20 protein-coding genes and 1 pseudogene are annotated in these 23,362 nt (G+C 72.1%); 17 read left to right on the forward strand and 4 right to left on the reverse strand.

Translation table 11 applies throughout. The features are described 5' to 3' along the window. Positions 1-14 precede the first annotated feature (14 nt). Both ligA and ABZ079_RS30725 read left to right on the forward strand, forming a co-directional pair. Entirely contained in the window at positions 15-2,210 is a 2,196-nt protein-coding gene (gene ligA, locus ABZ079_RS30720; RefSeq protein ID WP_356942704.1) for an NAD-dependent DNA ligase LigA, read from the forward strand. A gap of 259 nt (positions 2,211-2,469) precedes the next feature. Next, positions 2,470-4,710, forward strand: a complete 2,241-nt coding sequence (locus ABZ079_RS30725; protein WP_356942705.1) for a bifunctional diguanylate cyclase/phosphodiesterase — start codon at positions 2,470-2,472, stop codon at positions 4,708-4,710. Positions 4,711-4,726: 16 nt separating this feature from the next. On the opposite strand, the gene ABZ079_RS30730 is transcribed toward ABZ079_RS30725, so the two are convergent. After that, a complete protein-coding gene (locus ABZ079_RS30730; RefSeq protein ID WP_356942706.1) occupies positions 4,727-5,305 on the reverse strand; it encodes a TetR/AcrR family transcriptional regulator in 579 nt (192 codons plus the stop codon). 94 nt (positions 5,306-5,399) lie between these two features. Here ABZ079_RS30730 and ABZ079_RS30735 point away from each other — a divergent pair, with 94 nt between their 5' ends. From ABZ079_RS30735 to gatB, 6 genes are all read left to right on the forward strand, one after another. Next, positions 5,400-5,771 carry a DUF4267 domain-containing protein gene (locus ABZ079_RS30735; protein WP_356942707.1) on the forward strand — a complete coding sequence of 124 codons (372 nt, stop codon included), beginning with the start codon at positions 5,400-5,402 and terminating at the stop codon, positions 5,769-5,771. Between the two features lie 26 nt (positions 5,772-5,797). Next, positions 5,798-6,292 (forward strand): cupin domain-containing protein, encoded by a 495-nt coding sequence (locus tag ABZ079_RS30740; protein ID WP_356942708.1) that lies wholly within the window; start codon positions 5,798-5,800, stop codon positions 6,290-6,292. A 93-nt stretch (positions 6,293-6,385) separates the two neighbouring features. Continuing rightward, positions 6,386-6,682 (forward strand): Asp-tRNA(Asn)/Glu-tRNA(Gln) amidotransferase subunit GatC, encoded by a 297-nt coding sequence (gene gatC, locus ABZ079_RS30745; RefSeq protein WP_031117542.1) that lies wholly within the window; start codon positions 6,386-6,388, stop codon positions 6,680-6,682. After that, positions 6,679-8,184 (forward strand): Asp-tRNA(Asn)/Glu-tRNA(Gln) amidotransferase subunit GatA, encoded by a 1,506-nt coding sequence (gatA, locus tag ABZ079_RS30750; RefSeq protein ID WP_356942754.1) that lies wholly within the window; start codon positions 6,679-6,681, stop codon positions 8,182-8,184. Before gatC ends, gatA begins: the two co-directional genes overlap by 4 nt. Beyond that, complete coding sequence (locus tag ABZ079_RS30755; RefSeq protein WP_019329755.1) at positions 8,181-8,420, forward strand: hypothetical protein; 240 nt, start codon at positions 8,181-8,183, stop codon at positions 8,418-8,420. Before gatA ends, ABZ079_RS30755 begins: the two co-directional genes overlap by 4 nt. A gap of 14 nt (positions 8,421-8,434) precedes the next feature. After that, on the forward strand, positions 8,435-9,949 hold the full coding sequence (gene gatB / locus ABZ079_RS30760; protein WP_356942709.1) for an Asp-tRNA(Asn)/Glu-tRNA(Gln) amidotransferase subunit GatB: 1,515 nt from the start codon (positions 8,435-8,437) through the stop codon (positions 9,947-9,949). Between the two features lie 54 nt (positions 9,950-10,003). Here the strand turns inward: gatB and ABZ079_RS30765 are convergent, their stop codons facing one another. Beyond that, positions 10,004-10,801 (reverse strand): methyltransferase domain-containing protein, encoded by a 798-nt coding sequence (locus tag ABZ079_RS30765; protein WP_356942710.1) that lies wholly within the window; start codon positions 10,799-10,801, stop codon positions 10,004-10,006. 74 nt (positions 10,802-10,875) lie between these two features. Here ABZ079_RS30765 and ABZ079_RS30770 point away from each other — a divergent pair, with 74 nt between their 5' ends. The 7 genes and pseudogenes from ABZ079_RS30770 (at position 10,876) to ABZ079_RS30800 (ending at position 16,546) form a co-directional block, all read left to right on the forward strand. Further along, the gene (locus tag ABZ079_RS30770) at positions 10,876-11,190 is read left to right on the forward strand and encodes a hypothetical protein (protein WP_356942711.1); all 315 of its coding nucleotides are present in this window, start codon (positions 10,876-10,878) and stop codon (positions 11,188-11,190) included. Positions 11,191-11,210: 20 nt separating this feature from the next. Further along, positions 11,211-11,448: pseudogene (locus tag ABZ079_RS30775) on the forward strand (MMPL family transporter); the annotation flags it as partial. Continuing rightward, positions 11,426-12,001: a GNAT family protein gene (locus tag ABZ079_RS30780; protein WP_356942712.1), complete on the forward strand. Its 576-nt coding sequence runs from the start codon at positions 11,426-11,428 to the stop codon at positions 11,999-12,001. The pseudogene ABZ079_RS30775 and the gene ABZ079_RS30780, both read left to right, overlap by 23 nt. Before the next feature lie 35 nt (positions 12,002-12,036). Next, positions 12,037-12,642, forward strand: coding sequence for a hypothetical protein (locus ABZ079_RS30785; RefSeq protein ID WP_356942713.1), 606 nt, complete (start codon positions 12,037-12,039; stop codon positions 12,640-12,642). A 196-nt stretch (positions 12,643-12,838) separates the two neighbouring features. Further along, positions 12,839-13,030, forward strand: coding sequence for a hypothetical protein (locus tag ABZ079_RS30790; RefSeq protein ID WP_356942714.1), 192 nt, complete (start codon positions 12,839-12,841; stop codon positions 13,028-13,030). A gap of 215 nt (positions 13,031-13,245) precedes the next feature. After that, positions 13,246-16,290 (forward strand): AAA family ATPase, encoded by a 3,045-nt coding sequence (locus ABZ079_RS30795; protein WP_356942715.1) that lies wholly within the window; start codon positions 13,246-13,248, stop codon positions 16,288-16,290. Positions 16,291-16,327: 37 nt separating this feature from the next. Next, positions 16,328-16,546, forward strand: a complete 219-nt coding sequence (locus ABZ079_RS30800) for a DUF6191 domain-containing protein (protein WP_356942716.1) — start codon at positions 16,328-16,330, stop codon at positions 16,544-16,546. Between the two features lie 15 nt (positions 16,547-16,561). On the opposite strand, the gene ABZ079_RS30805 is transcribed toward ABZ079_RS30800, so the two are convergent. Further along, complete coding sequence (locus ABZ079_RS30805) at positions 16,562-17,707, reverse strand: PQQ-dependent sugar dehydrogenase (protein ID WP_356942717.1); 1,146 nt, start codon at positions 17,705-17,707, stop codon at positions 16,562-16,564. Between the two features lie 152 nt (positions 17,708-17,859). Further along, complete coding sequence (locus ABZ079_RS30810) at positions 17,860-18,858, reverse strand: aldo/keto reductase (protein WP_356942718.1); 999 nt, start codon at positions 18,856-18,858, stop codon at positions 17,860-17,862. 75 nt (positions 18,859-18,933) lie between these two features. On the opposite strand from ABZ079_RS30810, the gene ABZ079_RS30815 reads away from it, so the two are divergent. After that, positions 18,934-19,896 (forward strand): 2-hydroxyacid dehydrogenase, encoded by a 963-nt coding sequence (locus tag ABZ079_RS30815; protein ID WP_356942719.1) that lies wholly within the window; start codon positions 18,934-18,936, stop codon positions 19,894-19,896. A gap of 384 nt (positions 19,897-20,280) precedes the next feature. After that, a complete protein-coding gene (locus ABZ079_RS30820) occupies positions 20,281-23,334 on the forward strand; it encodes an EAL domain-containing protein (protein WP_356942720.1) in 3,054 nt (1,017 codons plus the stop codon). Positions 23,335-23,362: the final 28 nt, after the last annotated feature.

Raw genomic sequence — 23,362 nt, forward strand, 5'->3', positions numbered from 1 at the left:
GGAAGGACAACACGGTGGCCGGCGACAAGCAAGCGGAGACGACGGCGGTGCCCGCCGAGGCCCGCGAGAAGCACGCCCAGCTGGCGGAGCAGGTCGAGGAGCACCGCTTCCGGTACTACGTGAAGGACGCTCCCGTCATCAGCGACGCGGAGTTCGACAAGCTCCTGAAGACTCTGGAGGCATGGGAGGAGGAGTACCCGGAGCTGCGCTCCCCGGACTCGCCGACCCAGAAGGTCGCGGGGTCGTACGAGACGGAGTTCACGTCCGTCGAGCACCGCCAGCGGATGCTCTCCCTGGACAACACCTTCAACGACGACGACCTCGCCGCCTGGGCCGACCGCATCGCCAGGGAACTGGGCGACCAGGAGTACCACTTCCTGTGCGAGCTGAAGGTCGACGGCCTCGCGGTCAACCTCACGTACGAGAACGGCCGCCTCACGCGCGCGGCGACGCGGGGCGACGGCCGCACCGGCGAGGACATCACGCCGAACGTCCGTACGATCGCGGAGATCCCGGACCGGCTGCACGGTGACGAGGTCCCCGACCTCGTGGAGATCCGCGGTGAGGTCTACTTCCCGATGGAGAAGTTCCTCGAACTCAACGAGCGCCTGGTCGCGGCCGGCGACAAGCCCTTCGCCAACCCCCGCAACGCCGCCGCCGGTTCGCTGCGCCAGAAGGACCCGCGGGTCACCGCCACCCGTCCCCTGCACATGGTCGTCCACGGTATCGGCGCCCTGGAGGGCTTCACGGGCATGACCCGCCTATCCCAGGCGTACGACCTGCTCAAGAACTGGGGCCTGCCCACCTCCCGGCACAACCGCGTGGTGGACGACCTCGACGGCGTACGGGAGTTCATCGCGTACTACGGCGAGAACCGGCACTCCGTCGAACACGAGATCGACGGCGTTGTCGTCAAGCTGGACGAGATCCGGCTGCAGGGCCGCCTCGGCTCCACCGCGCGGGCACCACGCTGGGCGATCGCCTACAAGTACGCGCCGGAAGAGGTCAACACCAAGCTCATCGACATCAAGGTCGGCGTCGGCCGCACCGGCCGTGTCACGCCGTACGCCCAGGTCGAACCGGTCACGGTGGCGGGCAGCGAGGTCGAGTTCGCCACCCTGCACAACCAGGAGGTCGTCAAGGCCAAGGGCGTGCTCATCGGTGACACCGTGGTCATCCGCAAGGCCGGTGACGTCATCCCGGAGATCCTCGGCCCGGTGGTCGACCTGCGGGACGGCGGCGAGCGGGAGTTCGTGATGCCGAGCGAGTGCCCCGAGTGCGGGACGCCGTTGCGGCCCATGAAGGAGGGCGACATCGACCTCCGCTGCCCGAACGCCCGTACCTGTCCGGCCCAGTTGCGGGAACGCGTCTCCTACCTCGCGGGTCGCGAGTGCCTGGACATCGAGCATTTCGGCGCGGTGGCCGCCGCCGCGCTCACCCGCCCGCTGGAGCCGGCGGACCCGCCGCTGGTGGACGAGGGCGACCTGTTCGACCTGACGGTGGAGAAGCTGCTGCCCATCAAGGCCTATGTCCTCGACCCGGACAGCGGTCTGCCCAAGCGGGATCCCAAAACGGGCGAGGAGAAGGTCGTCACCGTCTTCGCCAACCAGAAGGGCGAGCCGAAGAAGAACACCCTCGCCCTGCTGGAGAACATCGAGGCGGCGAAATCCCGTCCGCTCGCCCGCTTCCTGAACGGGCTCTCCATTCGGCACGTCGGCCCGGTCGCGGCGCAGGCCCTCGCGCGCGAGTTCCGTTCCATCGACCGCATCGAACAGGCCACCGAGTTGGAGCTGGCGACCACCGACGGCGTCGGCCCGATCATCGCCGCCGCGCTCAAGGAATGGTTCGCCGAGGACTGGCACCGCGAGATCGTCCGTAAGTGGAAAGCCGCCGGAGTTCCGCTCGAGGACCGCTCGACCGGCGAGGACGAGGGCCCGCGCCCGCTGGAGGGGCTCACGGTCGTCGTGACCGGCACACTGGAGAACTTCACCCGGGACGGCGCCAAGGAGGCCCTGCAGAGCCGGGGCGCGAAGGTGACCGGTTCGGTGTCGAAAAAGACCTCTTTCGTCGTTGTGGGCGACAACCCCGGATCCAAGTTCGACAAGGCCATGCAACTCAAGGTTCCTGTTCTGAACGAGGACGGTTTCGGCGTCCTGTTGGAGCGGGGCCCCGAAGCGGCGGCCGAAGTTGCGCTTCCGACCGGGGAGTAGCGGTTGAAGGCCACCCGATCGGCGCATATCAGTTGCATACGGGTGGCCCGGGCGCATTCGGGCAACCGTTGACGACCGCTGCCCGTGGAAGCCTTCCGCGGCCTACTGTTGAGATGTGCGCCTGCCGTGCCCGGCTGCGGTTGGGGCATCCCCGAGCCCGACAAGGGCGCGGGGAAGGTTTCTTCGACGCGGAGCCGCTGATGGTTGTCGGGCATCGGACCGCGTGGCGTGGGCACCGCCGGCTGTGAGAGGGACGGGAATGGAACCGACCGAGAGCGTCGCCCCGGACTCATGGCTGCGCCTGCGCCGCCGCGCGGGCGCGTGGCGCGGGAACCGGTGGACGGGACGGGGCGACGGGCGGACGGCCGGGCGGCCGCGCCGGGCCGGACCGGGCACCGCCACCGAACCGCACACCCCGACACCCCTGGCCATCGGCCCCGCCCCCGGCCTCACCGGCGCCGACCCCGAACGGCATCTGTCCTGGCCGGCCCTGCCCGCGGCCGTCGTGGCCGCGGCCGGATGCGCCCTCGGCGCCGGCTTCTACCGCGCCTACGCCGGCCACCACGCCCTCTTCCCGAGCGGCACGGTCGGCTGGTCGCTGGCCCTGCTCACCGGCATCATCGTCGGCCACCTCGTCATGCTGGGCCGCGCCCGCTGGTGGGGCGGCACCGGCTCCGGCGCCGCCCTCACCCTCGCCGTCCTGCTGCTGTACGGCTGGGTGCCGGCGGGCATGGTCAGCCTCACCGTCGTCGTCCTCGTCGGCATCGCCAGACGCCACCGCTGGCGTCAGGGCGTGCTGCACGGCGCGGTGGACATCCTCGGCATCGGCGTGGGCGCCCTGCTGCTCGGCGCGTTCGGCCGGGTGCCGAGCGTCGAGGAGCCCTGGCGGCCCGGCAGCTGGAGCGTCACCACCGTGCCCGAGGTCGTCCTCGTCGCGGTCGCCTACCTCGCCGTCAGCCGAGGCCTGCTGTGGTACCTGCACCTCCCGCGCGGCGGCGGAGTGCCCACCGTCGCCCGCACCGCCCTGGTCAGACAGGGCCTGGTCGCCGTCGCGCTGCTCGGTATCGCGCCGCTGGTGTGCGTCGTCGCCGACGCCCAGCCGATCCTGCTCCCGCTGTTCGCGATACCCCTCATAGCCCTCGACTCCACCCTGTGGATGGCCCGCGCCCGCGCCGAGGAGCAGCTGCGCGACCCGCTGACCGGGCTGCCCAACCGGCAGTGGCTGCTGGAGCGGATCTGGACCGCCCTCGACGACGCCGAACGCATCGGCGCCCGGACCGCCCTGGTGCTGATCGACCTCGACCGGTTCCGGTCGGTGAACGACACCCTCGGTCATCTCGCCGGTGACCGGCTGCTGCTCCAGATAGCCGACCGGCTGCGGCTCGCCCTGCCGCGCGGGGCGGAGGCCGCGCGCCTCGGCGGCGACGAGTTCGCCGTCTTACTTCCCGTCGCCGACTCCACCACCTCCGCCACCCGGGTCGCCCGTGGCCTCGTCGCCGCGCTCAGCTCCCCGCTCGATCTCGACGGGCTCACCCTCGTCCTGGAGGCCAGCGCCGGCGTCGCCGTCTTCCCCGACCACGCCCTGGACGCCGAAGGACTGCTGCGGCGGGCGGATGTGGCGATGTACCAGGCGAAGAGGGACCGTACGGGCGTCGAGGTGTATGAGTCCAAGCGCGACTCCAACACCCCGGACCGCCTCGGCCTGCTGGGCGATCTGCGCCGCGCGCTGGACGCGCACGAGGTGCAGCTGCACTACCAGCCCAAGGTCCGCTTCGACGGGCAGGTCGCCGGTCTGGAGGCGCTGGTCCGCTGGGTGCATCCCGAGCGCGGGAAGGTGCCGCCGGACGAGTTCATCGCGATCGCCGAGTCCTCCGGGCTGATGCCCCATCTGACGGAGTACGTCCTGGACACCGCTCTCGCGCAGGTCGCCCGGTGGCGCGCGCAGGGGCTGCGGGTCCCGGTCGCCGTCAACGTCTCACCGCGCGACGTCCACACGCCGGGTTTCGCGGGTCTGGTCGCCGCGCGGCTGGCCCGGCACGGGGTCCCCGCCGGGGCGCTCCAGCTGGAGATAACGGAGCACGTCCTGCTGGAGGACCCGCAACGGGTCGCCGACACCCTCGCCGGGCTCACCGGGCACGGCGTGAAGATGTCCCTGGACGACTTCGGCACGGGGTATTCGTCCCTGGTCCATCTGCGGCGGCTGCCCGTCAGCGAGCTGAAGATCGACCGCTCCTTCGTGGCCCGGCTGGCCGTGGACGCCCAGGACGCGGAGATCGTGCGCTGCACCGTCGACCTGGCGCATTCCCTGGGCCTCCTCGTCGTCGCCGAGGGCGTGGAGGACGACGAGACGTGGGAACGGCTGCGGGATTTGGGCTGCGACGCGGTACAGGGGTGGCTCGTCGCCGCGGCGATGCCACCGGAGGAGACGACGGCGTGGCTGCGGGCCCGTGGTTCGCGCGGGTGGCAACGGCCTCGCGCCGCGCTTCCGGCCGCCGAATAGCCCTCCCACCCCTGTCTCAGCCGCCCGCGAAGTGCCCGATCAGCAGTGCCAGCCGTGGCTCGTGCCCCTTCTCCGGCAGCCGGCCGCTGCGCATCAGCGTCGCCAACCCGTGCAGGCCCGCCCAGAACGTCTCCGTGAGCAGGCCGGCATCGTCCCCCTCGGCGGCGATCGGCTCCACCGCCGACAGCAGCTCACCGAAGGCCTCCCGCAACGGAGCGGGTGCCTCCTCCGTCGCGAACGGCAGGTCCACCAGGTGGGTGAACATCGCGTCGTAGAGGGCGGGCCGGCGCCGCGCGAAGGACGTGTACCTCTCCGCCACCGCCACCAGTGCCTCGCGAGTCCCCTGCGCCCCCGTCCGCGCCGCCCGTAGCTCGGCCGCCAGGTCGGTGAACCCCTGCACCGCGACCGCCGCCATGATCGCGTCCTTGCCCTTGAAGTGGCTGTAGAGGACCGGCTGGCTGTACTCGATCTCGGCGGCCAGCCGGCGTGTGGTCACCGCGTCCCAGCCCTCGGCCTCCGCCAGTTCCCGCGCGGCCGTCACGATCAACCGCTCGCGTTCCGCTCGTTCGCGCTGCCGGCGCGTCTGGATCGACATGCCGCGATTCTAGCATCGCTAGCGTTCGTGTCGATGCTCTGCTAACTTCGCTCTCGTCGCTAGCAGTGCTAGAAACAGGCAAGAGGAGAAAGACATGACCGTCACCGCCTACACCCTGGCCGTCCTGCTCGACCTGTTCTGCGTGTTCCTCGGCTACCGGTTCCTGTTCCAGCCGGGCCCCGCCGCGGCCGGCTACGGCGTCCCGGCGGACCCCGCCGGCGACGCCCGGGCCTACCTGTCGATCAAGGGGCTCCGGGACGGCACCTTCGGACTGCTGGGCCTGGCCCTGCTGGCCTTCGCCGGTGCCCGTGCCGAGGCCTGGTTCATGGTCGCCGTGGCGCTCGTCCCGCTCGGCGACACCCTGATAGTCCTGCGCAACGGCGGCACGAAAGCCGTGGCGTTCGGAATCCACCTCGCCACGGCGATCGTTGTGATGATCAGTGCCGGACTGCTCTTCGCCGTCTGACGACACCTCACAGGGGGAGACAAGCCATGTCGCTGTTCGTTCCGAAGTTCGACGACACCGTCCTCGTCCGGGACGCGGAGGCCGAGGTGGTCGGCCGGGCGCCCACCACGGTCAGGCTGCTGGCCGACAGCAGCGCCAGCGGAGGCGCACTGTCCACCGTGCGCGTCACCCTCGCGGAGGGGGCCGACGGCGCCCGCCCGCATGTGCACCACAACTCCGCCGAGATGTTCTTCCTGCTCGACGGCGAGGCGGAGCTGCTGTCCGGCGACGACATCGTCACCGCCCAGAGCGGCGACCTGGTCATCGTCCCGCCGGACCGGCCGCACGCCTTCGCCGCCGCCCCCGGCAGCACGGCCGACATCCTGATCGTCATCGCCCCGGGCGTCGAGCGCTTCGAGTACTTCCGCCACCTGCAGCGCATCCGCCTCGGCGAGGTCACCCCGGAGAGCCTGCTGGAGGTCCAGGAGCTCTACGACAACCACTTCCTGAGGAGCGAGGCCTGGGACGGGCGGCGCCGGTGAGAGCGGGCCCGGGGCCGACCGTTTCACGGGCAGGGGGCCTCGCCCCATAGGATTGGGTCCAAACCACTCACACTCACCCCAGAGGATCGCTGCATGCCTGGCATCACGCGCGAGGAGGTCGCCCACCTCGCCCGGCTGGCGCGTCTGGAGCTGAAGCCCGAAGAACTCGACCACTTCGCAGGCCAGCTGGACGACATCATCGGCGCGGTCGCCCGCGTCAGCGAGGTCGCCGACCAAGACGTACCGCCGACCTCGCACCCGCTCCCGCTGACGAACGTCATGCGGCCGGACGAGGTCCGTCCCTCGCTCACCCCCGAGCAGGCGCTCTCCGGCGCCCCGGCCCAGGAGCAGCAGCGTTTCAAGGTGCCGCAGATCCTGGGGGAGGACTGACCATGACGGACAGCACCATCATCAAGCTCACGGCGGCCGAGACCGCCGCGAAGATCGCCTCCGGCGAGCTCACGGCCGTCGAGGTCACCGAGGCGCACCTCGCCCGCATCGAGGCCGTCGACGAGAAGGTCCACGCCTTCCTCCACGTCGACCGCGAGGGCGCCCTCGCCCAGGCCCGTGCCGTGGACGAGAAGCGGGCCCGCGGCGAGAAGCTCGGCCCCCTGGCCGGCGTCCCGCTCGCGCTCAAGGACATCTTCACCACCGCGGGCGTGCCCACGACCGTCGGCTCGAAGATCCTCGAGGGCTGGATCCCGCCGTACGACGCGACGCTCACCAAGCGCCTGAAGGACGCCGACGTCGTCATCCTCGGCAAGACCAACATGGACGAGTTCGCCATGGGCTCCTCCACGGAGAACAGCGCCTACGGCCCGACCGGCAACCCCTGGGACCTCACCAAGATCCCCGGTGGCTCCGGTGGCGGCTCGAGCGCCGCGCTCGCCTCCTTCCAGGCCCCGCTCGCCATCGGCACCGACACCGGTGGCTCCATCCGCCAGCCGGCCGCCGTCACCGGCACGGTCGGCGTGAAGCCGACGTACGGCGCGGTGTCCCGCTACGGCATGGTCGCCTTCTCGTCCTCCCTCGACCAGGGCGGCCCCTGCGCCCGTACGGTCCTGGACGCGGCCCTGCTGCACGAGGTCATCGCCGGGCACGACCCGCTCGACTCCACCTCCATCGACGCCCCGGTCCCGCCGGTGGTCGAGGCCGCGCGCAACGGCAGCGTCGAGGGCATGCGCGTCGGGGTGGTCAAGCAGTTCCGCGGCGAGGGCTACCAGGCCGGCGTCATCCAGCGCTTCGACGAGTCCGTCGAGCTGCTGAAGGAGCTGGGCGCCGAGATCGTGGAGCTGGACTGCCCGTCCTTCGACCTCGCGCTGTCCGCGTACTACCTGATCGCGCCGTCCGAGTGCTCCTCCAACCTCGCCCGCTTCGACGGCCTGCGCTACGGCCTGCGCACCGGCGACGACGGCGGCCACTCGGCCGAGGAGGTCACCTCCCTGACCCGCGAGGCCGGCTTCGGCCCCGAGGTGAAGCGCCGCGTCATGCTCGGCACGTACGCCCTGTCGAGCGGCTACTACGACGCCTACTACGGCAGCGCGCAGAAGGTCCGCACCCTCATCAAGCAGGACTTCGACAAGGCGTTCGAGCAGGTCGACGTCATCGTCTCGCCGACGACCCCGACCACCGCCTTCGCGATCGGCGAGCGCGCCGACGACCCGATGGCGATGTACCTCGCCGACCTGTGCACCATCCCGACCAACCTGGCGGGCAACGCGGCCATGTCGCTGCCGTGCGGCCTCGCCCCGGAGGACAACCTCCCGGTCGGTCTGCAGATCATCGCCCCCGTCATGAAGGACGACCGCCTGTACAAGGTGGGCGCCGCCGTCGAGGCAGCCTTCGTGGAAAAGTGGGGCCACCCGCTGATCGAGGAGGCTCCGTCGCTGTGAGCGCACTGTCCAAGGCCAAGGGCTTCAAGAAGTCCAAGTCCGGCCTGTACGTGTCGATGGCCACGTCGGCGTTCGGCGCCGTCGGCGTCTACAAGCAGATCAAGAAGGCCCGCGGAGACAACGACACGCTGCGGTTGCTCGACGCCGTCGTGACCGGTGCCGCGGTAGTCACCAACCTGGCCATTCTCTACCGCGAGCTGAAGCGGCTGGGCGACGACGACGTCCTGCTGGGCTGAGAGGGAAGTTCACCGTGACCACCACGACCGACCTGGTGTCGTACGAGGACGCGCTGGCGTCGTACGACCCCGTCATGGGCCTCGAGGTCCATGTCGAACTCGGCACCAAGACCAAGATGTTCTGCGGCTGTTCGACCGAGCTGGGCGCCGAGCCCAACTCGCAGACCTGCCCGGTCTGCCTCGGCCTGCCCGGCGCGCTCCCGGTCGTCAACGCGACCGGCGTCGAGTCCGCGATCAAGATCGGTCTCGCGCTCAACTGCGAGATCGCCGAGTGGTGCCGCTTCGCCCGGAAGAACTACTTCTATCCGGACATGCCGAAGAACTTCCAGACCTCCCAGTACGACGAGCCGATCGCCTTCAACGGCTACCTCGACGTGCAGCTGGAGGACGGCGAGACCTTCCGCGTGGAGATCGAGCGCGCCCACATGGAGGAGGACACCGGCAAGTCGACCCACGTCGGCGGCGCCACCGGCCGTATCCACGGCGCGTCCCACTCCCTGCTGGACTACAACCGCGCGGGCATCCCGCTCATCGAGATCGTCACCAAGCCGATCGTCGGTGCCGGCGAGCGCGCGCCGGAGGTGGCGAAGGCGTACGTCCGTGAGCTGCGCGAGGTCATCCGTGCCCTCGGCGTGTCCGAGGCCCGCATGGAGATGGGCCAGATGCGCTGTGACGTCAACCTGTCGCTGATGCCCAAGGGCGCCGACAAGTTCGGCACGCGTTCCGAGACGAAGAACGTCAACTCCCTGCGTTCCGTTGAGCGCGCCGCCCGCTACGAGATCCAGCGGCACGCGGCCGTGCTGTCGTCCGGCGGCACGATCGTCCAGGAGACCCGCCACTTCCACGAGGACACGGGGTCCACGACCTCGGGCCGCGTGAAGGAGGAGGCCGAGGACTACCGGTACTTCCCGGAGCCCGACCTCGTTCCCGTGGCGCCCTCGCGCGAGTGGGTCGAGGAGATCCGCGCGGCCCTGCCCGAGCTGCCGCTGGTCCGTCGCACCCGGCTGCTGGCCGAGTGGGGCATCTCGGCCACCGACATGCAGGCGATCCTCAACGCCGGTGCGCTGGAGCCGATCGTCGCCACGATCGACGCCGGTGCCGACGCGGCCTCCGCCCGCAAATGGTGGATGGGTGAACTGGCGCGCAGCGCCAACGAGTCCGGCAAGAGCCTGGACGAGCTGGCGATCACGCCCCAGCAGGTGGCCCGGGTCACCGAGCTGGTCGCGAAGGGTGACCTGAACGACAAGCTGGCCCGCCAGGTCATCGAGGGCGTACTCGCGGGCGAGGGCACCCCGGACGAGGTCGTCGACAAGCGCGGCCTGAAGGTCGTCTCCGACGAGGGCGCGCTCACTTCGGCCGTCGAGGAGGCCATCGCCGGCAACCCGGGCATCGCGGACAAGATCCGTGGCGGCAAGGTAGCCGCGGTCGGTGCCCTGGTCGGCGCGGTCATGAAGGCGACCCGCGGCCAGGCCGACGCGGCCCGCGTCAAGGAGCTGATCCTGGAGAAGCTGGGCGCCAGCGCGGGCTGAGCCCCGCGCACGCTCGATACGGCCCCGGAGGCGCAGTCTCCGGGGCCGTGTCCGTCAGTTGCGGCGTCCCACGACCCGCGCGAACCCCAGGGTGCGCCCCGCGTCGGCGCGCAGCAGATCCACCGAGTCGCGGGCCAGGCCCGCCATGAACTCGCTCGGGCTCTCCTCGGCGCACACCTCGCTCCACAGCAGCCAGTCGCGCCAGCCGTCCTGGAGCCAGTCGGCCGTCTCGACGGTCACGGCCTTGCTGCGCGTCCAGTTCCGCCGCCACCAGGAGGGGGAGTGGAACGCCCAGAAGCCCGGGTCCCAGTACGGTTCGAGGTGCTCCGGCGGCTCGGCACCGTCGATCTCCTCCCGCACCGACGGCACCACGACCCCGATCCGCCCACCCGGTTTCAGCAGCCGGGTCAGCACGGGGAGATACAGGTCATCGGTGCCGAAGTACTGGTAGGCGTCGATCGACACGATCGCGTCGAACGTACCCTCCCCGAAGGGCAGGTCGTGCGCCTCGGCGAACACCGGCAGCACGCGGTCGGCCACGCCCGCCTCCGCGATCCGCACGGCGTTGTCGTCGGGCTTCACCCACAGGTCGGCGGCCGTGACCTGGACGCCGTACTCACGGGCCAGGAAGACGGAGGTCAGGGCGCGCCCGCAGCCGAGGTCGAGCACGCGGGCGTCCGGCGGCAGCGCGTCGAGCCCGAGCGCGGGTACCAGCCACTCCAGCAGCCACAGCGCGTGCGGACCCATCTGGTTCTCGATGGTCCAGCGGACGTCGTAGTGGTTGCTGCGGGGGTAACGCGGGTGCGTGAGACGCCTGGTGAGTTCATCGGTCGTTCCGGCTCTCTCGGTCACAAGCGACCATGCGTAGCAGCCAAGGCCACCGCCGCGCACCTGGTTTCCCAGCCGGAGCGATACGCTCGACCGCCATGAGCGGACGCACCCATTCCGACAACGAGCCCGCGATAGCCGCGGCACCCGAACAGGACGAGCACATCGAGGACGCCCGGCGGGCCCGCTGGACCGCCGCCGGTACCGGGGTTCTGCTGAGCCTCGCCGGGCTGGCCGCCGCGCTGCTCCGGCTCACCAGGTCCGCTCCCGTGCTCGTGCCCGCCGCCTACGCGCTCGGTGCCGCCGTGTGCGCTCTCGCCGCGGTCCTCGGCTCCAGGGGCCGTACCCGCAGGGCCCTGTGGCTGCTGATCGCCGGGACGATGGTCATGGCGCTGGGGGACCAGTTCGACTGAGGCGCCCCTGCGGCGGCAGAGCCGCCGCCCTCGCCGGCGACGCCTTCGTGCTGCGCACCCTGCTCGTGCCCGCCCTGACGCACCCGCCCGGCTCGGCCGACCGGTGGCTGCCCGGGCCGGCTGGAGCGCCGGCTGCCCGCATCGGCGTCGAGCCGCCCGAGTGCCGCGTCGCGCATGAGAGGCTCGGCCCAGGTCTGGGTCTCTGTCCAGGAACTACGGAAGGAAGAGCGGCAGAATGTACGCGACATCCCTGGGTGACGACGGCGCCGAACTGCGGCCCCTGGAGGTCTGGCACGCCGAGGAGCTGCTCGCCGGCATCGACCGGGGACGCGACTTCATCGGCCGGCACATCGGCCTGCCGGACATCGTGACCGACCTGGACTCCGCCCGCGCCTACCTCAAGTCCTACGCCGACAAGCGCGGCGCCGACACCGGCAGCCTGCACGGGATATGGCTGGACGGGAAGCTCGTCGGCGGGCTGCTGTTCCGCGTCTGGGACACGCCGAGCGGGGTCTGTGAGGCCGGCTGCTGGCTGGAACCGGCGGCGGCCGGGCGCGGACTCGTCACACGCGGCATGCGGGTGCTGTTCGACTGGGCCTTCGAGGAGCGCGGCATGCACCGCGTGGAGTGGCACGTGTCCGCGGCGAACGAGCCCAGCATCAACGTGGCCCGGCGGCTCGGCATGATCCGTGAGGGACTGCTCCGCGAGAACTACCCGCACCGGGGCGTGCGCGCCAGCACCGAGATCTGGGCGGTGCTCGCCCCCGAGTGGCGTGCCGCACGCGCGCGTACCGCGCACCACGATCATTAAGGGACCTCTCAGACAGCGTCCGTACGGTGCCGGGTATGGCAACGAAGACAGAGGAAGGCGCCGAGGCCGGCATCCGGGCGCGGAACGACGAGACGACGGCGGAGACCCCCACCGCCGAGAAGGAGCGGGCACCCGGGACCATCAGGGCCGAGGCCACTGACGCGGAGGCCGTCGACGCGGAGGCCGCTGACGTGGTGACCGCCGAGGAGGAGCCCGTCGAGGCGCCGGAGCAGGAGGGAAAGGTTCCGTCGGGGGTGGGCCAGGGCGCCGGTGCCGTCGTGTCCGCCGCGCTCGGCCTGGTCTCGCTGAGCGGCGGCTGGATCGGCACCATCGCCGGTGCCCGCGAGCAGCTCGTCGGCCAGCTGCGGACCTCGTCCACGGCGAGCGTCGCCACGCAGATCAAGGAGGTCTACGGCGACTCCTGGCACACCACCGCCCTGTGGGCCGGCCTGTTCGCGCTCGCCGCGCTGATCACCGCTGTGGTCGTGCTGGCGCGGCCCGCGTTCGGCGCGCCCGGCCGCCCTCAGGCCGCCTGGATCAAGTCGGTCGCCTGGGCGGGTGCCTCGCTCGGCGTCATCGGCCTGCTCCTGGCCGTCCTGAAGTACTCCGACGCGCTGCTCGGCCTGCCCTCGGCCGGCTGATGACCCGCAGGTCCCAGGGGCCTTAGGGAATCCGTGCGCACCTTACGGGTCCCCTAAGGCCCCTTACGCGCGCGTGCGGCCCGGCGGCGGCCCGAAGATGCGGAACTCTCCCGATGTGGCGCACCCCCCTGGGAGACGAAGGTGGAGGCATCGCAGAAAGCGAAGCACCACACCGCCTCTCCTCGAAGGGCACACCATGTTCGAGCTCGAGTACCACCGGATGCGTTCGGCCCAGCTGATCCGCGAGGCCGAGCAGGCCCGCCTGGCCCGCGAGGCCGAACGGGGCCGCCGCGCCGCCCGCCAGGAGCGGTCCGCCCGCAACGCCGACCAGGCGGCAGAGTCCCATACCGGCCGCCCCCGCCGGCACCGGCAGCCCCGCACCGCGTGACCGCCGGCCCGGCGAGGACCGGAGGCCCCGGAGACACGCGCACGGATGGGGAGGAGGGCCGCACGGGGGTCGGCCCTCTTCCGCCCGAGGGGCGTACGGCTTCCCAGCGGAGTCGTACGCCCCTTCCGTCTGGTGGCCCGACCCTCCAGGCCGCCGGTACGACGATCGCACCGAAGCTGTGGAAAACCGGTGCCCCGCCGTCCATGCCCCGTGCGATGCTCTGGCCCGTGGAAACCAGGTCCGTCAGCCCCGTGTTCGTCGGTCGCACCGACGAGTTGGACACCCTGAACGACGCGCTCGCCCGTGCCGCCGCGGGAGAGCCGCAGGCACTGCTGCTCGGCGGCGAGGCGGGCGTCGGCAAGACCCGCCTCGTCGAGGAGTTCACCGTGGCAGCGGGCCGCCGGGAAGCGGTCGTCGCGCTCGGCGGCTGCGTGGAGATCGGCGCCGACGGGCTGCCGTTCGCCCCCTTCTCCACCGCTCTGCGGGCCCTGCGCGAAGCCCTGCCGGAGGAGTTCGCCGCCGCGGCTGCCGGTCAGGAGGAGGAACTGGCGCGGCTGCTGCCCGAACTGGGCGAGGCCGGAGCCGGCCGCCATGACGAGCAGGGCATGGCCCGCCTGTTCGAACTGACCGTGCGTCTGATGGAGCGGGTCGCCGCCGCGCACCCGGTCGTGCTCGTCCTGGAGGACCTGCACTGGGCCGACGCCTCCACCCGCCACCTGCTCGCGTACCTCTTCCGCACCCTGCGCAGCGGCCGCCTCCTCGTCCTCGCCACCTACCGCTCCGACGACATCCACCGCCGCCACCCACTGCGCCCCCTGCTCGCCGAACTCGACCGGCTGCGTACCGTCCGCCGTATCGAACTCGCCCGCTTCACGCGCGAGGAGGTCGGCCGCCAGATCGCCGGCATCCTCGCCGCCGAACCCGACCCCGCCCAGGTCGACGAGATCTTCCAACGCTCCGACGGCAACGCCTTCTTCGTCGAGGAACTCGCCGTCGCCGCCTGTCAGGGCAGCTGCACCGGCCTGACGGACTCCCTGCGCGATCTGCTCCTGGTCCGGGTCGAGGCGCTGCCCGAGAGCGCCCAGCGGGTCGCCCGGGTCGTCGCCGAGGGCGGCTCCACCGTCGAGTACCGGCTGATCGCCGCCGTCGCCCAGCTCGCCGAGGACGACCTCATCGATGCGCTGCGGGCCGCCGTCGGCGCCAACATCCTCACCGTCACCCCGGCCGGCGACGGATACCGCTTCCGGCACTCCCTCGTCCGCGAGGCCGTCGCCGACGACCTGCTGCCCGGCGAGCGCTCCCGCCTCAACCGCCACTACGCCGAGGCCCTGGAGGCGGACCCCACGCTCGTCGCGGCCGACGCGCGCGTGATGCGCCTGGCCAGCTACTGGTACCACGCCCACGACGCCGCCAAGGCCCTGCCCGCCGTCCTGGACGCCTCCGTAGTGGCCCGCCGCCGGCACGCCTACACGGAACAACTCCGGCTCCTGGAGCGGGCGATGGAGCTGTGGGACAGCGTCGCGGAAGAGGTGCGCTCCGCCCTGCGCCCGGTCGACTACGCCGAGAGCTACCCTCCGTGCGGCTGCGACCCGGCCACCACCCCGCTGCGCTACCTCGACCTGATGGCCGAGGCGGCCGTCGCGGGCCGCTTCGGCGGCGAACGCGAACGCGCCCTGAAGATCACCAAACGGGCGCTGCGCCTCCTGGAGGACGAGCCGGATCCCCTGCGCGCCGCCTGGTTCTGGGTGCAGCGCTCCCGGCTGGTGCAGGCCCAGGCGCGGGGTGACGGCTGGCGGGAACTCGCCACCGCCCGGGACCTGGTACGCGGCCTGCCGCCCTCCGAGGTGCACGCCGAGGTGCTGGCCCTGGCCGCCAACTGGTCCATGCTGCATCGGCCCGGCCCCGAGGCCATCGCCGCCGCCGAGCAGGCCGTGGAGTACGCGCGGATGGTCGGCACCCGTGACATCGAACTCCACGCCCGCCTCACCCTGAGCGGACTCAAGGTGGACTCCGGCGACCACGAGACCGGCCTCGCGGAGATGCGGCAGGTCCTGCGGGACACCCTGGCGGAGGGCGTGCACCATGTCGCGGGCCGCGCCTATGTGAACCTGCCGTCCGTGATGCAGACCATCGGCCGCGACCGCGAGGCCGCCCCCCTTCTGCGCGAAGGCATCGCCTTCACCCGTAAGTACGCGCTGCTGGACGCCGAGGCCTGGGCCTGGGGCAACCTGTCCGACGCGCTCTACTCCCTCGGCCAGTGGCAGGAGGCCACCGAGGCCGCCACCCACGCGACCCGGGTCGGCCACAGCGCCAAGCCCCGCGGCGCGGGCGCCCTGCGTCTGGCCCACCTCGCCCTGGCCCGCGGCGACCTCGCCGAGGCCGGCCGGCAACTCGCCGCCGCCCGCGCCCACTACGGCACCCACGACCCCATGCCCCAGCAGTCCCTGCCGCTGGCGCGCATCGCCCTCGGTGTCGCCGCCGCGGAGGGCCGCATCGCCGACGCCCGCACCGAACTGCTCCAGGCCCTGGAAGCCGGCTTCCCGCCCGGCACCCACCGCTATGGCTGGCCGCTGCTGCTGGCCGCCGCCACCGCCGAGGCCGACGCCCGCGCCCTGCCCGCGGCCCGGCCCGACCGCCCCGAGATCCTCGACCGCCTCGGGAAGGCGGTGCGGCACCTCACCACGGGCGCCCCCCTCTGGCAGGCCTACGACCACTGGACCCGCGCCGAACTCCTCCGCGCGCAGGGCGAGGACACCGCCGACACCTGGTCGCCCGTGGTCACCGCGTTCGAGTGCCTGGACCGCCCCTACGACCTCGCCCGGGTCCGCCACCGCCTAGCCGGAGCACTGCTGACCGAGGGCGGCGACGACGAACGCGACCGCGCGGCGGAACTGCTCCGGCTGGCCGCCGCGGTGGCCTCCCACCTCGACGCCCGTCCCCTCGCCGACGCCGCCGCCCGGCTCGCCCAGCGCGCCCGCCTCACCCTGACCCGTGCTCCACGCCAGGCCCTCGCCCCCGCCGACCCGGCCGCGGCCCTCGGCCTCACCGGCCGGGAGCGGGACGTGCTGCGGCTGGTCGCGGCCGGCCGCACCAACCGCCAGATAGCCGAGGAGCTGTTCATCTCCCCGAAGACCGCGAGCGTCCACGTCTCCAACATCCTCAGCAAACTCGGCGTCTCGGGCCGGGGTGAGGCGGCGGCGGTGGCCCACCGGCTGGAACTCTTCCCGGCCGAGACGCTGGCTGCCGGAACGACCGGCTGAGATCTACGCTGGAGAAAACCGGCAAAGGGGAGTAGCCGTGTTCAACGCCTTCGAGGAACTGTTCGCACCCGGCCGCCGGCACACCCGGGACGAGCAGAACCGGCTCGAGCTGACCCGCGAGGACGTCGGGGACAGCGACCCCGGCCACGGACCCATCGACCTGGCTTCCGGAAAGGCCGTCATACGGCTGCCCGAACCGCAGCCGGCCGTACCGGAGCCGGACGAGGCCCCGAAGAAGGAGCCGGAAGAGCCGTGAGCGCGGGGAGCGGGGCTACCTCACCTCCACCTCCAGCACCCGGTCGTCACCCTTCTTCGGCGTCCCCCGGCCGTCCGTGTTGCTCGTCACCAGCCAGAGCTTGTCGCCGCCCGCCGGGGCCACCGTGCGAAGGCGGCCGTACCTGCCGGTGAGGAACGCCTGTGGGGCCGCCGAGGCCTCCGTGCCGCTCAGCGGGATGCGCCACAGGCGCTGCCCCTTCAGGCCCGCCATCCAGATCACGCCGTCGACATGGGCGATGCCGCTGGGGGAGGCGTCATCGGTGTGCCACTGGGCTGTGGGGTTGTGGAAGCCGGCCTCGGAGGACTTCCCCTCGGCGTCCGGCCAGCCGTAGTCGTCGCCGGGTTTGATCGCGTTCAGCTCGTCCCAGGTGTCCTGCCCGAACTCCGAGGCGAACAGCCGCTGCTTGTCGTCCCAGGCCAGCCCCTGGACATTCCGGTGGCCGTACGAGTACACCGGGGAGTCCGGGAACGGGTTGCCCGGGGCCGGCTCGCCCTCGGGGGTCAGCCGAAGGATCTTGCCGCCCAGGGACTTCTTGTCCTGCGCCAGGCCCTTCTGGCCGCTCTCGCCGGTGCCCGCGTACAGCATTCCGTCGGGGCCGAACTCGATCCGGCCGCCGTTGTGGATGTAACCCTTCGGGATGCCCTTGAACACCGTGTCCGGAGCGCCCAGTTGATCACCGGCCGGCTTCTGCTCGTCGTAGATCATGCGGACGATGCGGTTGTCCGAGGCCGAGGTGAAGTAGGCGTAGATCATGTGGTCCGAGGCGTACTCCGGGGAGAGGGCGATGCCCAGCAGACCGCCCTCGCCGGCCGGGGCGACCCCGGAGACCGCGCCCAGCTCGGTCTTCTTGCCCGTCTCCTCGTCGATCCGGGTGATCGTCCCGTCGTCCCGGGAGGAGACCAGCAGACCACCGCCGGGCAGTGTGGCCAGCCCCCACGGTGTCTTCAGGCCCTCGGTGACCGTGCGCAGCACCCTCACCGAGCCCTTGGCCGGAGGGGCCGACTCGCCGGCTCCGCCGGAGGGGGCGGCGCCGGTCGCCGTACCCCTCGGCGCCCTGCTCCCGCCGCCGTCCGGGGATCCCCCTCCGTCGGAGGAGCAGCCGGCCAGCAGGAGGGCGGCCGCGGCCAATACGGCCGACACAGCTCGATGTTGCACGATCATGGTCCCTTCAAGGCGGTGATCCAGTCGCTGGTTCTCCCTCTCATACACCGCTCGTCCCTCCCGGGTTCCCGATCCACGAGAAACCGATCGCCGGAAGCGGCGGGCACCGAGAGCGCGGCCCCGCAGCCGCCTCAGTCCCACGATCCCAGGGCGGCCGGCAGCCCGGACACCTCCGCCAAGTCCTCCTCGGTCAGCCGGAGCCCGGACGCGGCCGCGTTCTCCGTGGCCCAGCGTTCCCGTTTGGTGCCCGGCAGGGCGACCACATGCCGGCCCTGGGCCAGAACCCAGGCGAGGGCCACCTGCGCCGGGGTGACGTCCTCACCGTGGCGCCGCGCGACCCGGCGCAGCCCCGCGACGATCGGCTGGTTGGCCGCCATCATCTCGGCCGTGAACCGGGGGTGGCGGGCACGCACGTCGTCCGGTTCGAAGCCCTCGCCGGGCCGCAGCGTGCCGGTCAGGAAGCCGTTGCCCAGCGGCATCGCCGCGAGGAAGCCCACGCCCCGCGCCTCGCACCAGGGCAGCAGCGCGGTCAGCGCCTCCGGCGACCACACCGACAGCTCCGCCTGCACCGCGCTCACCGGGAACACCTGCTGCACCCGCTGCAGTTGGCGCAGGGTGGTGTCGTGCAGCCCGGCACCCGAGCGGCGCCCGCCGCGCGCCCCCACCGCGCACAGGCCCAGCGCCCGTACCTTCCCTGCCCGCACCAGCTCGGCCATCGCCCCCCACGTCTCCTCCACCGGCACCTCGGGGTCGGCGCGGTGCAACTGGTAGAGGTCGATCACGTCCGTCTGCAGACGGCGCAGCGAGGCGTCGCAGGCCCGCTTCACGTACCCCGGGCGGCCGTTCGCCACGATGTGCTGCTCGCCCACCAGCAGCCCCACCTTCGTGGAGACGAACGCGTCCCGGCGCCGCTCCTTGAGCGCCCGGCCCAGCAGCAGCTCGTTGGTGAACGGGCCGTACATGTCCGCGGTGTCCAGCAGGCTCGAACCCAGGTCCAGCGCCCGGTGCACGGTTCTCAGCGACTCGTCGCCACGTTGCCGTGACCCGCTGTAGGCCCAGCTCATCGGCATGCATCCGAGTCCGACGGCCCCCACCGCAAGCGCCCCCGCGCCGATCGTCCTGCGCTCCACCTGCTCGTGAACCTCCCTCTGCCCGGCCCCCAACCTAACCTCTGCGCCCCAGGCCCCTGACATAGCCTCCTTGCCATGAGTGCAGACGTATGGCTCCCCATCCCGCCTGAGGAGATCGAGGGGCTTCCCGAAGGGCCCCGGTACCTGTTCTGGGACGGGGGCGACAGCGGTGACCAGGAATTTCCCGGCGACCCCGCGGACTGTGCCGTGTACGTGGTGCCGTACATGAAGCGGTGGCCGGTGAAGGTCCGCCCGCTGGAGCACCTGACCCGGGTGCGGGTCATCCAGACGCTCACGGCGGGCATCGACGACATCACCGCGCGGCTGTCGTCGATCGTGCCCGGCGTGCAACTGTGCAATGCGCGCGGAGTGCACGAGGCGAGCACCGCCGAACTCGCGCTCACCCTGACCCTCGCCGCCCTGCGCGGTATCCCCGGCTTCGTCCGGGCCCAGCAACAGGAGCGCTGGCAGAGCGGGTTCCACCCCTCCCTCGCCGACAAGAACGTCCTCATCGTCGGCTACGGCGCCATAGGCGCCGCCATCGAGGACCGGCTCGTGCCCTTCGAGGTCGCGCGGGTGGCGCGCATCGCGCGCTCCCGGCGCACCACGGCGCGCGGTCCTGTGCACCCGATCACCGATGTGCTCTCAATGCTCCCGGAAGCGGACGTCGTGATCCTTTCCACCCCGCTCACGGAGGCCACGCGGGGCCTTGTCGACGCCGACTTCCTCGCGCGGATGAAGGACGGGGCGCTGCTCGTGAACGTCGCGCGCGGGCCCGTCGTCGACACCAAGGCGCTGCTCACCGAGCTGGAGAGCGGCCGGATCACCGCCGCCCTCGATGTGACGGACCCCGAACCGCTGCCCCCGGGACACCCCTTGTGGCAGGCGCCCGGCGTGCTGATCAGCCCGCATGTGGGCGGCCCCTCCTCGGCGTTCCTTCCGCGCGCCAAGCGGCTGCTCGCCGACCAGTTGACCCGTTTCGTGAACCAGGAGCCCTTGCGGAACGTGATGCTTACGACGGGAGCGACCGGGCGGTAATCCGCTTCCGGCACACTCCGCAACCTCTCGGACGCGGCCCGTGCAGACGTCCCCACTGATCGTCACGGAGCGTAGAGAGGCTATGTCCCTGAGTGACGATCCTGGTGTATCGTCCCGACAGGGGTGCGCCGCCGACCACTCGGCGCCGGGGACGGACATTTCAGATTTGTGAGGGGGGCGACGGGCGATGCACGGCCTATGGACGAACGATCCGACGCGGCGGAGCCGCCGACGGCGACCCTGGCGCACGGCCGCACGCAGACGCGGCCACCACACCGGTCAGCACAGCCATCACCAGCGCAGGCACAGCGGCCGCAGAAGGCAGGCGCACCCAGCGCACCGGGAACGGCAGGACCCGGGAGCCGCGCGGACCGGGAGGCCCCGGTGAGCGCGCCGCCCTCTGTGACGACCACCCTCGACGAAGCGGTGCGCGGGCCGCACCCGCAGGAGGCGCCGCCGCGCCGGCCGGCCGGCCGTGAGGGTACGCGACTGACGGAGCAGCTCGTCCTCGCCCTGGTGTGCGCGGCCTATGCCGTCGGAGCCGCGTTCGGCTGGGGAGTCGAGGAAGTCGCACTGATCATGGGCGACTTCGGGCTGAGCGCCGCGGCGGGCACCGCGGCCGTCTCGTGCTTCCTGTACGCCCGCAGCGCGCGCGTGCACTTCCGGTCCGCATGGCTGCTGTTCGCCCTCTCCTCGGCGATGGCGGCCCTGGGCAACGCGGTCTGGGGCTGGTACGAGGTCGTCCTCGCACAGTCCGTGCCCAGCCCCAGCTACGCCGACCTGTTCTTCCTGTGCTTCGCGCCGCCCGCCATCGTGGGCCTGCTGGTCCTCGCCAAGCGGCCGGTGACGAGAGCGGGCTGGATCTGCCTTGCGCTGGACGCCTGGCTGATCGGCGGCTCGCTGCTCACCCTGTCATGGAGCCTCGCCCTCGCCCAGGCGGCCCGCTTCGACGGGCCGAGCGTGGCACACACCGCGCTGTCGCTGGCGTACCCGCTGCTCGACATCGCGCTCGTCAGCATGGTCCTCGCGCTGCACTTCCGCCGCGCCCCGGGCAACCGCACGGCGGTGAACACCGCGATCGGCGCGCTCGCGCTGACCGTGATGTGCGACGCGCTGTTCACCTCGCCGCTGCTGCACAGCAGTTACCGCTCCGGGCAGCTGCTGGACGCGGGCTGGTTCGCCGGCTCGCTGCTGCTCGCCTACGCCCCCTGGGTCGCTCGCCGGCACCGGAGCGCGCAGGAGGCACGCGTGTCCGGCGGGCACACGCGCGTGGTCCACGAGCACCTGCCCGGGCAGCGCGGCACGGGCCGCCACCACCCGGCCGCGCCCGCCCCGGCGGGTGACCTCAGCCGGTACCCGGCCGGACGGCCGATCACCGGCTCGCTCGCCGCGCTCACCCCGTACCTCGCCGCCGCCGTGTGCACGCTGGGCATCCTGTACAACGTCCTCAACGGCCGCAGACCCGATCATGTGGTGCTGATCACCGCGGGCGCCGTCGTGCTCGCGCTCGTCATCCGCCAGGGCATCATGCTGCTGGACAACATCACTCTCACCCAGGAGCTGGCGCAGAAGGAGAACCACTTCCGCTCCCTGGTGCAGGGCTCCAGCGACGTGATCATGATCGCCGCGCCCAACGGCATCCTGCGGTACGTCTCGCCGGCCGCCGCCGGGGTCTACGGCCGGCCCGCCGAGGAGCTGGTCGGCACGGAGCTGGCCGCGCTCATCCACCCGGAGGACCTGGGCTGCGTGGTGCACGAGGTGCGCCGTTTCCTCGCCGCCAGCCCGCTGGAGGAGCCCACCACACGCATCGAGTGCCGGTTCCGCTCCGGCGACGGCGGCTGGCTCAACGTCGAGTCCACCGTCAACCGCCATTACGGCGGCCTCATCTTCAACAGCCGGGACGTGACCGAACGGGTCCGGCTGCAGGCGCAGTTGCAGCACAACGCCGAGCACGACCCGCTGACCGACCTGCCCAATCGCGCGCTGTTCACCAAGCGGGTCCAGCAGGCCCTCTCCGGCCGCCGCGCCACCGACCGGGGTGCCGCCCTGCGCGGCACGGCCGTGCTCTTCATCGACCTGGACGGCTTCAAGGCCGTCAACGACACGATCGGCCACCAGGCCGGGGACGAACTGCTCGTCCAGGCCGCCCGCAGGCTCCAGGACGCGGTCCGGCAGGGGGACACCGCCTCCCGGCTGGGCGGCGACGAGTTCGCGGCCCTGATCGCCGGGGACGGCACCCGCGACCGGACCGCCCGGGAGCGGAACATCCTGGAACTCGCCGACCGCCTCAGGGCGACCCTCTCGCAGCCGTACGCCATCGACGGCAACGAGGTCCGGGTCAACGCCTCCATCGGCGTCGCCTTCGCCGAACCGGGACTCGGCGCCGGTGAGCTGCTGCGCAACGCCGACCTCGCGATGTACCGCGCGAAATCGACCGGAAAGGGCCGCGTCGAACTGTACAGACCGCAGATGCAGCAGGACGTCGTACGCAAGGCGGGGCTGGCCACGCGGCTGCGTTCCGCGCTGCACGACGGCGAGTTCGCGCTGCTGCACCAGCCGGTGGTCTCCCTCGGGAATGGCCGGATCGCCGCGGTCTCCGCGCAGGCACGCTGGCGCTCCTCCCAAGGGGTGCTGTTCACGCCGGCCGAGTTCCTGCGGGTGGCCGAGGACGGCGACAAGACCGCCGAACTGGACCGCTGGCTCCTCCAGGAGGCCGTGGAGCAGGCCGCCGAACGGGCCGCCACCGGGCTCGTCGTACCCGTGGCGGTACGGATGGGTGCCCGGCGGCTGCTGGACCGCTCGATGGGCTCCGTGGAGGCGCTGCTGACCCGGCACGGGCTGCCGCCCGGCGCGCTGGTCATCGAGCTGTCCGACACCGATCCCCGGGTTCCGCCGGAGGAGCTGGAACGGCGGCTGACCGCGCTCAGCCGGCTCGGGGTGCGGATCGCGCTGGACGGGTTCGGCAGCGGCTACGCGGCCATCACCGCCCTCAGGCGGCTGCCCGTGGACATCCTCAAACTCGACCGCAGCCTGGTCGAAGGGGTCGTGGAGTCCGCACGCCTGCACAAGATCACCGCTGGGCTGCTGCGGATCGCCGGCGATCTCGGGCTCCAGTCCGTCGCCGAGGGGGTGGATCTGCCCGAGCAGGTGGTCGCCCTGCGCGCGATGGGCTGCACGCACGGGCAGGGCATGGCGTTCGCCGGTCCGCTGGACGAGTACCGGCTGCGCCGGGCGCTCGGATCCGGCCACTATCCGGTGCCCCACGCACCGGCCGAACCCGCCTTCGCGGGCGGCGCGAGAGAGCCGCAGGGGCGCGTCGGTGCCGAGGGTGCGTGGGGGTGCACGCGCCCGAGCGAGGCCGAGAGCGGCGGGGCGCGGAGGCCCGAGGGGCTGAGCACGGTCGTGGCCTCGACACCGACTGTGGCACCGCGGAGGTGAACGAGCCGTGGAAAGGGCCACAGGGTGT

The organism is Streptomyces sp. NPDC006314 (assembly GCF_040613075.1).
Lineage (GTDB): Bacteria > Actinomycetota > Actinomycetes > Streptomycetales > Streptomycetaceae > Streptomyces.

Coding starts and splice junctions, on each gene's coding strand:
- ABZ079_RS30785 (WP_356942713.1), top strand. CDS start 12,037: ATGGCAACGAAGACAGAGGAAGGCGCCGAGGCCGGCATCCGGGCGCGG.
- ABZ079_RS30815 (WP_356942719.1), top strand. CDS start 18,934: ATGAGTGCAGACGTATGGCTCCCCATCCCGCCTGAGGAGATCGAGGGG.
- ABZ079_RS30740 (WP_356942708.1), top strand. CDS start 5,798: ATGTCGCTGTTCGTTCCGAAGTTCGACGACACCGTCCTCGTCCGGGAC.
- ABZ079_RS30795 (WP_356942715.1), top strand. CDS start 13,246: ATGCTCTGGCCCGTGGAAACCAGGTCCGTCAGCCCCGTGTTCGTCGGT.
- gatC (WP_031117542.1), top strand. CDS start 6,386: ATGCCTGGCATCACGCGCGAGGAGGTCGCCCACCTCGCCCGGCTGGCG.
- ABZ079_RS30735 (WP_356942707.1), top strand. CDS start 5,400: ATGACCGTCACCGCCTACACCCTGGCCGTCCTGCTCGACCTGTTCTGC.
- ABZ079_RS30790 (WP_356942714.1), top strand. CDS start 12,839: ATGTTCGAGCTCGAGTACCACCGGATGCGTTCGGCCCAGCTGATCCGC.
- ABZ079_RS30730 (WP_356942706.1), bottom strand. CDS start 5,305: ATGTCGATCCAGACGCGCCGGCAGCGCGAACGAGCGGAACGCGAGCGG.
- ABZ079_RS30780 (WP_356942712.1), top strand. CDS start 11,426: ATGTACGCGACATCCCTGGGTGACGACGGCGCCGAACTGCGGCCCCTG.
- ABZ079_RS30770 (WP_356942711.1), top strand. CDS start 10,876: ATGAGCGGACGCACCCATTCCGACAACGAGCCCGCGATAGCCGCGGCA.
- ABZ079_RS30725 (WP_356942705.1), top strand. CDS start 2,470: ATGGAACCGACCGAGAGCGTCGCCCCGGACTCATGGCTGCGCCTGCGC.